Origin of the sequence: Pseudomonas sp. Leaf59, from assembly GCF_920984685.1 — a bacterium.
Classification (GTDB): domain Bacteria; phylum Pseudomonadota; class Gammaproteobacteria; order Pseudomonadales; family Pseudomonadaceae; genus Aquipseudomonas.
This window is the reverse complement of record NZ_CAKLBR010000003.1, coordinates 134,098-146,609: the sequence shown is the minus strand read 5'-3', so window position 1 is coordinate 146,609 and position 12,512 is coordinate 134,098. Positions and strand designations below refer to the sequence as shown.

The window sequence follows — 12,512 nt, the reverse complement described above, 5'->3', positions numbered from 1 at the left end:
AAGCGGGCTTGCCCAGATGCCGCTCAGTTAAGTGCGGATTCCCTGTGGCGAGCAGGCTTGTTGTGGCGAGCAGGCTTGCCCGAATGCCGTTCAGTTAAGCGCAGATTCCCTGTGGCGAGCAGGCTTGTCCTGCGTTGGGCTGCGCAGCAGCCCCAAAGCCAGGCGCTGAGCCGTATCAGGTACACCGCGTTTTGCTCGATTGGGGGCGCTTCGCACCCCAACGCGGGGCAAGCCCGCTCGCCACGGTTCGGCATCGATCCTTGGCACGGGTTGCCCGCATGAAATTTATCCTATAATTTTTCATGAAATTTATCGACATTAATTTCATGACCCAACAAGAAGAACTCGCCACCCTCGCCGCCCTGATCCACGATCTGCGCAAGCACAAGAAACTTACACTCGCTCAGCTGGCGCAAAAGATCGAGCGATCCGTAGGGTTTCTGTCCCAGGTGGAACGCGGCCTGTCGCGCCCGACCGTGGCGGACCTCACCGCCATCAGCCATGCCCTCGACGTGCCCACCACCTATTTCTACAGCCTGCCCAAGCCCAAGGCGGTGGACTGGGTCACGCGCCCCAACGAGCGGCGCACGGTGTATTACGCCAATGGCATCACCGACATCCTCGTCTCGCCGAGCATGAACGGCGCCTTCTCCATGCTCGACAGCCTGCTGGCGCCCGGCGCCAACAGTGGTGAACAGAGCATGAGCGACCGCGCCGAGCAGGCCGGCTTCGTGCTCGAAGGCGAGTTGACGCTGTGGGTGGAGGGCGAGGCCGACAGCGTCACCCTCGGCCCGGGCGACAGTTTCCACCTGGCCAGTTTCGCCCACTGTCGCTACGCCAACCTTACCGATGTGCCTGCCCGCGTGCTGTGGGTGTACAACTAGGAGCAACCCCTGTGAAAACCCCATCCTGCACGTTGCTGGCCGAAGTCCGCGCGTTTCGCCAGAAGTACCCCGATGTGCGCTATGTCGACTTGATCGCTCTGGACATTCCCGGGCATTTCTACGGCAAGCGGTACCCGGTGGAGATGCTCGAAAAAGTCGCCGCCGGCAGCCCCTTGAAGCTGCCCCAGAACGCCGTGCTGCTGGGGGTTCAGGGCGGGCTGTTCAAGATCGGCGATTACTGTTTCAACGATGGCGACCCGGACGCCAATCGCCGCCTGGTGCCGGGCACGCTCAAGCCGGTGAGCTGGGAGTCACAGCCCCTGGGGCAGATGCTGATCACCTCCGACGGCACCGACGCGCCCATCGAGTTCGAACCCCGCGAAGTGCTGGCCAGAGTGTTGCAGCGCTTGCAGAACAGGGGTATTCACCCGGTGGTGGCGTTCGAACTGGAGTTTTACCTGTTCGATAAAAAGCTCGCCAACGGCCTGCCGCAATTCCCCCGCGACCCGCTGAGCGATGACACCGACGACCAGCCCAACCTGCACATCGAGCGGCTGTCGCGGTTCAGCGCCGTGCTCGACGACATGGCGCAAACCGCCAGGGACCAGGGCATCGACAGCACCGTAATCACTGCCGAGATCGGCCCCGGCCAGTTCGAGATCAATTTCGGCCACTCGGACGACGCCCTGCGCGCCGCCGACTGGGCCGCCCTGTTCTGCCGCAGTACACGCGGCGTGGCGCTCAAGCATGGCTACCGCGCCAGCTTCATGGCCAAGCCCTACCTGCAATTTCCCGGCAGCGGCATGCACGTGCACGTCAGCCTGTACGACGGCGCAGGCAACAACCTGCTGGCCGCGCACCAGCAGCAAGCGCTGCGCCACGCGGTGGCCGGCTGCCTGCAACTGCTGCCCCATTGCATGCCGATCTTCGCCCCCAACCACAACGCCTTGCGCCGCCTGGGCGGCACAGTCAACGCCGCCACCCGCGCCAGCTGGGGCTTCGAAGACCGCGACGCGTGCGTGCGCATCCCCGAGTCCGACCCGCGCAACCTGCGTATCGAACACCGCCTGGCCAGCGCCGACGCCAACCCCTACCTGGTGCTGGCGGCAATCCTGGCCGGACTCGAACACGGGCTTGAAACCCGACAAGAACCCATCGCCCCGCTGAACGACGACCGCAGCAGCGGCACCGACTTCCCCGTGGAAATGCTCGACGCCGTCCGCGCCATGCAGCCTCACACGGTCGTGCGCGACACGCTGGGCGCAGAGTTTGTTGACGTGTATTGCGAGAACAAGCGCCAGGATCACCTGGCGTTTCAGCAGGAGATTAATGCGCGGGAATATCGCTGGTTTCTTTGAACCTGGCGTTGTTCTTCAGGGACGAAAATCACCTTTTCAGGCGATTACAGGCTTGTGGCGAGCGGGCTTGCCCCGCGTTGGGGTGCGAAGCGCCCCCAATCAAGCAAAACGCGGTGTACCTGATACGGCTTAGCGTCTGGTTTTGGGGCTGCTGCGCAGCCCAACGCAGGACAAGCCTGCTCGCCACAGGGAATCTGCGCTTAACTGAACGGCATTAGGGCTCGCCACAAGAAGCCTGCTTACCACAGAGGCTGCAACTGGCTGCACGACAGCGCCAAGCTTCCCACCTTTTTACCCGGTTTCGTCAGGTAGGCGCGCCGAGCAACAGCGCTTGCTCGCGGGCGCACAACTCCACCACGTAATCCCACAACACCCGCAGCCGCACCGATTTATGCAGTTCCCGGCGTGAGCTGATCCAGTAGCTGCGCTGAATGCCTTCCTCCGGTAGCAGCGCGATCAGGTCCGGGTCACCGGCGGCCATGAAGCATGGCAGTACGGCGATTCCCAAGCCGGAGCGCGCCGCTTGATGCTGGGCGATGACGCTGGTGCTGTGGAATACCACTTTGGGGGTGCGGCAGAAGCTGCTGAGGAATTTGAGCTCCTGGCTGAACAGCAGGTCGTCGACGTAATCGATCCAGGCATGGGCCGCGAGATCTTCGCGCTTTTCAATCGGCGGGTGGCGGTCCAGGTAGGCACGGCTGGCGTAGAGCGCCAGGCGGTAGTCGGTGAGTTTGCGGGTGACCAGTTGGTCGACGCTGGGACGCTCCAGGTGGATGCTGATTTCCGCCTCGCGGTTGAGGATGCTGACGAAGCGCGGCACCGCCACCAGCTCCACTTCCAGACCGGGATAACGCTCGAACAGGCCGCCCATGCGCCCGGCCAGGAACATCACGCCCAACCCTTCCGCCACGCCCAGGCGAATCTTGCCCAGGGGCGCGGCGGAGTGGGTGAGTTCGTCTTCGGCCAGCAACGCAAGGTTTTCCATGGCTTCGGCGTGCTTGAGCAGCGCTTCGCCGGAGGGCGTCAGTTCGTAGCCCTGGGCATGCTGCACAAACAATGCGGTGCCGAGGCTCTTTTCAATCGCTTCAATATGCCGGGCCACCGTGGCATGTGTGGTTTTCAGGCGCTGCGCGGCGGTGAGCAGGCGGCCGCTGCGCTGCAACTCGAGAAAAAACCGCAGGTCATTCCAGTCGAACATGTCGCCTCCATTGCGTGGCCTCGGGCAGCGCTGTTTAAAAACGCACAGCAGCTGGGCAAAAACTAACATTTTTAAGACGAAAACTAACAACTAGGATGGAACCAATAAGAAAAACAAGCGAGACCCCAGATGCCTCTTGCAACTGCGCAATACGATTACGTGGTGGTCGGTGCCGGCCCCGCAGGCTGCCTGCTGGCCAATCGACTGTCCGCCAACCCCGCCCACCGCGTCCTGCTGCTGGAAGCCGGTGGCCGCGACAACTACCCCTGGATTCACATTCCCGTCGGCTACCTGTTCTGCATCGGTAACCCGCGCACCGACTGGTGCTTCAAGACCGAAGCACAGGCAGGCCTGCAAGGCCGTGCGCTGAGTTATCCAAGGGGCAAGGTGCTGGGCGGCTGCTCGTCGATCAACGGCATGATCTACATGCGCGGCCAGGCCCTGGACTACGACGGCTGGGCGGCCGCCGGCAATCCCGGCTGGGCCTGGAAGGACGTACTGCCGCTGTTCAAGCACAGCGAAAACCATTTCGCCGGTGGCTCGGAGTTCCACAATGACGGCGGCGAATGGCGCGTTGAGCAGCAGCGCTTGCACTGGCCGATCCTCGATGCCTTTCGCGATGCGGCGGCGCAAAGTGGCATCGCCTCGGTCAGTGATTTCAACCAGGGTGACAATGAAGGCTGCGGATATTTCCAGGTCAACCAGAAAGCCGGGGTGCGCTGGAACGCGGCCAAGGCGTTTCTCAAACCCGTCCGCCAGCGACCCAACCTCACCGTGTTGACCGACGTGGAAGTCGACCGCGTGGTACTCGAAAACGGCCGTGCGTCAGCGGTGGTCGGCCGTCAGCATGGCCAGCAGATAACCTGGAAAGCGCACAAGGAAATCGTGTTGTGCGCAGGTGCCGTGGGCTCGCCGGGCATCCTGCAGCGTTCGGGCATTGGCCCCTCCAGCGTGCTCAAGCCGTTGGGCATCGAGGTGCTGCATGAATTGCCGGGCGTCGGCGGCAATCTGCAGGACCACCTGCAACTGCGGCTGATCTACAAACTGGAAAACGCCCGCACCCTCAACCAGATCGCCGGCACCGTGTGGGGCAAGATGGGCATGGGCCTTCAATACCTGTATGACCGCAGCGGCCCGCTGTCGATGGCGCCCAGCCAGCTCGGCGCATTTGCCCGCTCGGGGCCCGAACAGACCTCGGCCAACCTTGAATACCACGTGCAGCCGCTGTCCCTGGAGCGCTTCGGTGAGCCTTTGCACGGGTTTCCGGCGTTTACCGCGTCGGTCTGCGACCTGCGCCCGCAGAGCCGCGGGCGTATCGATATTCGTTCGGCCAACCCGGCAGATGCGCCGCTGATCCAGCCCAATTACCTGAGCCATCCCGAAGACCTGCGCGTGGCCGCCGACGCCATTCGCCTGACCCGACGCATCGTCGCCGCACCGGCGCTGAGCCAGTTCAAACCGGTGGAATACCTGCCGGGCGAGGCGTTGCAGACCGAAGAACAACTGCACGAAGCCGCCGCCCGTATCGGCACGACGATCTTCCACCCGGTGGGCACCTGCCGCATGGGCAGCGACAAAGACGCCGTGGTCGACGCGCAACTGCGAGTACACGGCGTACCGGGGCTGCGCATTGCCGACGCCTCAATCATGCCGCGCATCACCTCCGGCAACACCTGCTCACCCACGCTGATGATTGCCGAGAAGGCTGCGCAGCTGATCCTTTCACCGCCCACAAGGCGCCTCGCCCCGGAGAAAGAACGGGTTCATGCAATCTGAACAGCGGCGTCACCTTTGACGCCGACAGTGGAACAACAATAAATAATCACTGTGAGGACTACCCGATGTCAGAACATGCTCAACCGCTCGGCGCCGCACTGCCTGCCAGCGCCGGTAACGACTCCAGAAAAGTCATCTTCGCCTCCTCCCTCGGCACAGTGTTCGAGTGGTATGACTTTTTCCTCTACGGCGCCCTAGCGGCCGTGATCAGTAAGCAGTTCTTTGCCGGGGTCAACGACACCACGGCGTTTATCTTTGCCTTGATGGCCTTCGCGGCGGGATTTGTAGTGCGCCCGTTCGGCGCGCTGGTGTTCGGCCGCCTGGGCGACATGATCGGGCGCAAATACACGTTTCTGGTCACCATCATTTTGATGGGCGTGGCCACGTTCTGCGTCGGGCTGTTGCCGACCTACGCCAGCATCGGCATCGCGGCGCCGATCATCCTGATCGTGCTGCGCATGCTGCAAGGCCTGGCACTGGGCGGCGAATACGGCGGCGCTGCGACCTACGTGGCCGAGCACGCACCCGCAGGCAAACGCGGCCTGCACACCAGTTGGATCCAGTCCACCGCCACCCTCGGCCTGCTGCTGTCGCTGCTGGTGGTGCTGGCCTGCCGTTACTTCACGGGCGATCAATTCGAAGTGTGGGGCTGGCGCATACCGTTCCTGTTCTCCATCGTGCTGCTGGGCATTTCCACCTGGATCCGCATGAGCCTGCATGAGTCGCCGGCCTTTCTGAAGATGAAAGAGGAAGGCAAGGCCAGCAAGGCGCCGATCCGCGATTCCTTCGGCAAATGGGAAAACCTCAAGGTGGTGCTGATCGCCCTGTTCAGCATCAACGGCGGGCAAGCGGTGACCTTCTACGCGGCGCAGTTCTATGTGCTGTTCTTCCTGACCCAGTTCCTGAAAATGGACCCGGCCCTGGCCAACATGCTGCTGATCATCAGCGTGGTGATCGGTGCGCCGTTCTTTATCTTCTTTGGCTGGCTGTCGGACAAGGTCGGGCGCAAGCCGGTGCTGATGCTCGGCCTGCTGCTGGCAACCGTGCTGTACTTCCCGATCTTCAAGAGCCTGGCGCACTACACCAACCCGGCCATGGACCAGGCCAGCCGACAGGCGCCGATCACCGTACTGGCCGACCCCGCCACCTGCACGTTTCAGTTCGACCCGGTGGGCAAGGCGCGGTTTGACAGCCCCTGCGACAAGGTCAAGACCTTCCTGGTCAAACAGGGCCTGCCTTACACCAGCGCTGCCGCACCGGCCGGAAGCCCGGTGCAGGTGAGCGTGGGTGACGTGCGCATCGATGGCTTCGACGAAGCCGCCCTGCGCGGCGCGGTGACCCTGGCCGGCTACCCGAGTTCGGCGGATGCGGCCCAGGTGAACAAGGTGATGGTGGTGGTGCTGATCGTCGCACTCATCCTGATCGCGGCCATGTGCTACGGCCCGCTGGCGGCACTGATGGTGGAGCTGTTCCCGACGCGCATCCGCTACACCTCGATGTCCCTGCCCTATCACATTGGTAACGGCTGGTTCGGCGGGTTCCTGCCGACGGTGTCGTTTGCGTTGGTGGTGTACACCGGGGATATTTTCTACGGGTTGTGGTATCCGGTGGTAGTGACGGGTGTGAGCCTGATCGTAGGGCTGTTCTGCCTCAAGGAAACGCGCCACGTCGACATCGATAACAACTGATTGATCGGTGGAAATCCCTGTGGGAGCAAGCCTCTCCCACAGGGTTTTGCAATGAATACACAAATAGCTGTACATCCATACAGATAATGGTTGCTCAATTGCCTTCGACTAAGCATCCTGCAAGGCATCAACCCAAGCTGATGTGATGACCATGCGGCTGTACCTCTGTGAAAAACCTTCCCAGGCCAAGGATATCGCGGCCGTGCTCGGCGCCAGTCGCCGCGGCGACGGTTGCTGGCTGGGCACTGGAGTCACCGTCACCTGGTGCATCGGCCATCTGCTGGAAACAGCTCCGCCCGACGCCTACGACGTCAAATACAAGCGCTGGGTACTGGCCGACCTGCCGATCGTCCCGGAAAAATGGAAAATGCAGGTCAAACCCAGGACCGCCAGCCAGTTCAAGGCAGTCAAGCGCCTGCTGGGGGAAGCCCAGGAACTGATCATTGCCACTGACGCGGACCGTGAGGGCGAGATGATCGCGCGTGAGCTGGTGGAGCATTGCCGTTATCGAGGGCCGATCCAGCGGCTGTGGCTGTCGGCGCTGGACGACGCCTCCATCCGCAAGGCCCTTGCCGCGCTCAAGCCCGGCGCCGAAACCTTCAGCCTGTACCACTCGGCCCTGGGTCGCTCGCGCGCCGACTGGCTGATCGGCATGAACATGAGCCGCCTGTTTACCTTGCTGGGTCGTCAATCCGGTTATCAGGGCGTGTTGCCGGTCGGTCGCGTACAAACCCCGACCCTGCGCCTGGTGGTGGACCGCGACCGCAGCATCGCCGATTTCGTCCCGGTGGCGTACTGGGCCATCGATGTCGACCTGCGCCACGACGCCATCACCTTCACTGCTCAGTGGCGTGCCGCAGAGGATGCCTGTGACGACCAGGGCCGCTGCCTCAACCCGCAAATCGCCCGTGACGCCGCCCAAGCGATGACCCAGGCCGCCAGCGCCCGGCTGGTGAAGCTGCGCACCGAGCGCATGCGTGAGGTGGCGCCCCTGCCCTTCGACCTGGGCACCCTGCAGGAAATCTGCTCGAAGAAGCTCGGCCTCGGCGCCCAGGAAACCCTGGATATCGCTCAATCCCTCTACGAGACGCACAAGGTCATCACCTACCCGCGCAGCGACTGCGGCTACCTGCCCTTGAGCCAGCACAGCGACGCGCCGAAGATTCTCGCGGCGCTGGGCCGCGCGGATGCCGCGGTGAACGAGCTGATGCCCCATATCGACCCCCAGCGCCGCTCGCGGGCCTGGAACGACAGCAAGGTCAGCGCCCACCATGGCATCATTCCCACCGGGGCCGGCAAGGATGTCGGGCAACTCGCCGGCAAGCAGCGAGCGGTGTACACGCTGATTCGTGCGCGTTACCTGGCGCAGTTCCTGCCCAACCATGAATACGATCGTACCCAGGCCGATTTCGACTGCGCCGGCCAGGCGTTGCGCGCGGTGGGCAAGGTAGTGATCGAGCCGGGCTGGAAGCGCGCCCTGCCCGAAGCACTGGCCCCCGCCAAAGGCCGCGCCCCCCCTGCGCCCCAGGCGTTGCCGACGCTGGCGCAAGGTCGGGACTACGCGGTGGCCAGGGTCAACCTCAAGGACCTGTGGACCCAACCGCCCAAGCCGTTCACCGAAGGCGACCTGATCAAGGCGATGAAGAACGTCGCCAAGCTGGTGCAGGACCCGCTGCTCAAGCAAAAACTCAAGGACACCACCGGCATCGGCACCGAAGCCACCCGCGCCGGGATAATCCAGGGCCTGCTGGACCGCGGTTACCTGGTAAAGAATGGCAAGGCGCTGTCGGCCACGCCGGCGGCGTTCAGCCTGATCGACGCGGTGCCCCGGGCCATTGCCGACCCCGGCACTACCGCCATCTGGGAGCAGGCGCTGGACATGGTGCAAAGCGGCGAAATGAGCCTTGAGGAATTCGTCGCCAAACAAGCGGCCTGGATGAGCAAGCAGGTGGCCCGGTGCAATGGCATGCGCATGACCATCACCGGCCCGGCCAGCCCGGCAGGCCGGGGTGCCACGCCCTGGAAAAACAAACGCAAGAGCGCCCCGCGCAAGGCGGCAACCAGCGCCAAGCGCGCGAAAAAGCCGACCAAAGCAGGTTAAAACACGAAAAAATCCGGTAAATGACGTTTTTCGACGGGTTTAACGCCGCTTTGGACCTTGCCCGGTTGTGGGCCGTCTAGGATTCTGTAGGACCCTGACTCACCAACAACAATACCGGAGTGGCCGCCATGAAAACCGTTGCACAACTGCTCAAAGCCAAGGACCAGAAGCATCACGACGTGCATACCATTCAATGGGACCACACCGTGTTTGAAGCGCTGGTGCGCATGTCGGAAAAAAACGTCGGCGCCTTGCCGGTCGTCAAGGACGGTGCGGTGGTAGGGATCATCAGCGAACGTGACTACGCGCGCAAACTCATCCTCAAGGGCCTGTCGTCGGTGACCACGCGGGTCGATCAGGTCATGAGTTCGCCGGTCATTACCGTTGAGCCCCATAAAAGTGTCGAGGAGTGCATGAACATCATGACCGACAGTCACCTGCGCCACTTGCCGGTGGTAGAAGATGGCAAGCTGCTGGGCTTGCTGTCCATTGGCGATTTGGTCAAGGAAGCCATTGCCGAACAGACGGACCTGATCAGGCAACTGGAGCAATACATTCGCGGCGAATAGGGGAACCCATGCTCGACACGCTGGAACATCTTGCCGATCAACTCGACACCCTGCACCGGGCGATGAGCGAACGGCGCTTTCTGGTCCTGACCGGTGCGGGGATCAGCACCTCCTCGGGCATCCCCGACTACCGCGACAGCGAAGGCGTGCGCCGTGGCAAGGCGCCGATGATGTACCAGGAATTTCTCGCCACCCCCCAAGCGCGCCGTCGCTACTGGGCGCGGGCGATGCTGGGCTGGCCGAAGGTGCGCATCGCGCAGCCCAACGCGGCCCACCTGGCACTGGCGACCCTGCAACACCGCCAGCGCATCAGCGGGCTGATCACGCAAAATGTCGACACCCTGCATGATCAGGCCGGCAGCCAGGATGTGATCGAGCTGCATGGCAGCCTGCATCGGGTGCTGTGCCTGGATTGCCAGCAGCGCAGCCCGCGCGATGGAATCCAGCGGCAGATGGAGATCGACAATCCCTACCTCGCCCAGGTACATGCCGTGCAATTACCGGACGGCGACACCTTGCTAGACCCCACATTCGAAGAACGCTTCCAGGTGCCCCGATGCCCACGCTGCAATGGCGAGCGGCTCAAGCCCGACGTGGTGTTTTTTGGCGAGAATGTAGCACCGGCTACAGCCGCCAGGGCCATGACGGCGGTGGAGCAAGCCGATGGGCTGTTGGTGGTGGGGTCGTCCTTGATGGCCTATTCGGCGTTTCGTCTGTGCAAAGCGATGGTTGAACAGGACAAGCCGGTGATCGCCATCAATTTAGGCAAGACCCGTGGCGATGAGCTGTTGCAGGTGAAGATTGAAGCGTCCTGTGAGCATTTGTTGCCCTTGCTTGCCGAGCGATTGAGCTAGCAAAAAACACTGCCCATCAAAAATGCCTTGTGGCGAGCGGGCTTGCCCTAATGCCGTTCAGTTAAGCGCAGACTCCCTGTGGCGAGCAGGCTTGTCCTGCGTTGGGCTGCGCAGCAGCCCCAAAACCATGCTCCGCGCAGTGTCAGGTACACCGCGTGTTCCTTGATTGGGGGCGCTTCGCACCCCAACGCGGGGCAAGCCCGCTCGCCACACAGTCGGCTTGCCACAGAGGCGACCCACCGCTCCAAAAATGACGCCCAGGTCACGTTTTTACGCATTCTCCCGTCATCAAAGCATTTTATGTAGTGAGCAAAAATAATCACTACATAATCGTTGACGCGGCGTTTTTGTCCTTGCATGATCTAGACGTCTCCCGCATCGGGAGCGTTGGTAACAGGTGTTTTGAAGACGCTCGTCTGACCGCCGAGCTGTTTTTTCCGGATGTGCACTGCCCACAAGGCAGATTGATGAAGCTGACCTGCCCCGCAAGGGTTGGGTACAGGCGCTCAAATGCTGCCTGTCTTCGTTATGAATGCATTGCGTAGCAGTTCATCAGCAAGACTACATGCATCAGTTTCAAGACCCTGCCCGTATTTGGCAGACCGTCACTGACGCCCGGTTTTTTGAGCCGGAGACAACTAAGCAGTTTTAACGGAATTAACGGATAGATCACCAACTGGTCAAGGGGCTTACACATGAATCTGAATAACCAACCCACTATCGATGAATTGGCTGAGATGTTCGCCGCGCAGAAAGACACACTCGACGACCATATCCTGTGGGTGGAAAAATCGGGCGAAGTGAAAATTGACTGCCTGGCGCCCCACTCCGAAGAAGCCGATTTCGACCGCAGCCACCGAGAGCTGGCGGCGCGCCTGAAGATGTACCGTCGCGGCCAGGGTTATGTCGGCAAGAAAGCAGCCGCCGATCGCAACTTTATCGAGCAGGTATTCGACACAATCAACAATGCCTGGGCCTCTTTCAAAGACAGCTCGCAAGTTAAAGTGATTGATCGCTACTACTAGCCAAGTGCAACTTCAGGGAGCAGGTTTGCCTGCTCCCTGAAGTGACCGTGCCGTCACTCAGAACGTTGGAAACTTTCCCTTCTGCGCCTCATCCCGAAAGATATCAAACAACACTTGCGCCGCCGCCGACAGCTCATGCCCCGGTTTGGTCAATACGCCAATCGGCCGTTCGATCACCGGGCCGGTCAAGGTGATGCACTGCGCGCCCGCCTCCTCCATCTGCCCTCTGCATAACGCCGGCACGGCGCTCACGCCCAGGCCACTGGCAACCATCTTGCCCACCGTCGCCAGTTGATGGCTTTCCAGCGCCACCGGCAGCTTCATGTGCAACGCACCGAGGTGCTCCTCCAGCATCACCCGCACCGTGGAGGGTCGCTGCAAGGTAATGAATGGGTATTCGAGCAAGGTTTGCCAGTTGATTGCCGTGTGCCGCGCCAAGGGTGAGTCGCCCGGCACTACGGCAATGAAGCGGTCCAGATACAGGGGCGTAAACGCCAATGTCGAACCTTCACCCGGCTCGAACGCCACGCCCAGCTCCACCTGGCGGTCGCGGACCATTTCCAGCACCTGCTCATTGATCAGGTCATGCACGGTCACGTTCACCTGAGGGTAACGCGCGCGGAAGAGGGTCAGGATCGGCGGCAGCAGGTTGCCGGCAAACGATGGCATCGCCGCCACGGTCACCCGCCCGCGTTGCAAGGTAAAACGCTGACGCAGTTCGTCTTCGGCATTGTCCCAGTCAGCAATCAACCGGCGCGCCAGCGGCAGGAGGGATTCGCCCTCCGGGGTGAGCGCCACATTGCGCGTGGTGCGGCTGAACAGACGACCGCCCAGGCCTTCCTCCAGCCCTTTGATGGTCAGGCTGAGTGCCGACTGGGACAGGTGCAGGCGCTCACACGCGGCGGCGAAACTCAGGCTTTGCGCCACGGCCAGGAAGGCACGCAGCTGTTTGACGGTCATGACTGCTCCGGGCGGCGGCTCGACTATGCTGTTTTCTAAATCAATCAACCTTAAAAAACAACTTAACAAATCAATGCGGCGGCGCAACACTCGGCTCAT

At 62.0% G+C, this 12,512-nt stretch carries 10 protein-coding genes; 8 read left to right on the top strand and 2 right to left on the bottom strand.

Translation table 11 applies throughout. The annotated features are described in order from the left end of the window. Window positions 1-326 precede the first annotated feature (326 nt). Both LUB09_RS04290 and LUB09_RS04285 read left to right on the top strand, forming a co-directional pair. Entirely contained in the window at window positions 327-884 is a 558-nt protein-coding gene (locus tag LUB09_RS04290) for a helix-turn-helix domain-containing protein (protein WP_209980961.1), read from the top strand. Window positions 885-895: 11 nt separating this feature from the next. Continuing rightward, complete coding sequence (locus LUB09_RS04285) at window positions 896-2,242, top strand: glutamine synthetase family protein (RefSeq protein WP_231421751.1); 1,347 nt, start codon at window positions 896-898, stop codon at window positions 2,240-2,242. 304 nt (window positions 2,243-2,546) lie between these two features. Here the strand turns inward: LUB09_RS04285 and LUB09_RS04280 are convergent, their stop codons facing one another. Beyond that, the gene (locus tag LUB09_RS04280) at window positions 2,547-3,440 is read right to left on the bottom strand and encodes a LysR family transcriptional regulator (RefSeq protein ID WP_057009065.1); all 894 of its coding nucleotides are present in this window, start codon (window positions 3,438-3,440) and stop codon (window positions 2,547-2,549) included. A gap of 129 nt (window positions 3,441-3,569) precedes the next feature. Between LUB09_RS04280 and LUB09_RS04275 the strand changes: the two genes are divergently transcribed. The 6 genes from LUB09_RS04275 to LUB09_RS04250 all read left to right on the top strand — a co-directional run bounded on the left by LUB09_RS04275 (window position 3,570) and on the right by LUB09_RS04250 (window position 11,453). After that, window positions 3,570-5,216 (top strand): GMC family oxidoreductase, encoded by a 1,647-nt coding sequence (locus LUB09_RS04275; protein WP_231421750.1) that lies wholly within the window; start codon window positions 3,570-3,572, stop codon window positions 5,214-5,216. Window positions 5,217-5,281: 65 nt separating this feature from the next. After that, window positions 5,282-6,904 (top strand): MFS transporter, encoded by a 1,623-nt coding sequence (locus LUB09_RS04270; RefSeq protein WP_209980953.1) that lies wholly within the window; start codon window positions 5,282-5,284, stop codon window positions 6,902-6,904. A 151-nt stretch (window positions 6,905-7,055) separates the two neighbouring features. After that, window positions 7,056-9,005 carry a DNA topoisomerase III gene (locus LUB09_RS04265; RefSeq protein ID WP_231421749.1) on the top strand — a complete coding sequence of 650 codons (1,950 nt, stop codon included), beginning with the start codon at window positions 7,056-7,058 and terminating at the stop codon, window positions 9,003-9,005. A gap of 128 nt (window positions 9,006-9,133) precedes the next feature. Then, window positions 9,134-9,574 (top strand): CBS domain-containing protein, encoded by a 441-nt coding sequence (locus LUB09_RS04260; protein WP_209980949.1) that lies wholly within the window; start codon window positions 9,134-9,136, stop codon window positions 9,572-9,574. Window positions 9,575-9,582: 8 nt separating this feature from the next. Beyond that, the gene (locus tag LUB09_RS04255; protein ID WP_231421748.1) at window positions 9,583-10,428 is read left to right on the top strand and encodes an NAD-dependent protein deacetylase; all 846 of its coding nucleotides are present in this window, start codon (window positions 9,583-9,585) and stop codon (window positions 10,426-10,428) included. A gap of 695 nt (window positions 10,429-11,123) precedes the next feature. Beyond that, window positions 11,124-11,453, top strand: coding sequence for a hypothetical protein (locus tag LUB09_RS04250; protein WP_057009060.1), 330 nt, complete (start codon window positions 11,124-11,126; stop codon window positions 11,451-11,453). Between the two features lie 57 nt (window positions 11,454-11,510). Here LUB09_RS04250 and LUB09_RS04245 read toward each other — a convergent pair whose 3' ends face one another. Further along, window positions 11,511-12,413, bottom strand: a complete 903-nt coding sequence (locus LUB09_RS04245; protein ID WP_231421747.1) for a LysR family transcriptional regulator — start codon at window positions 12,411-12,413, stop codon at window positions 11,511-11,513. Window positions 12,414-12,512 lie beyond the last annotated feature (99 nt).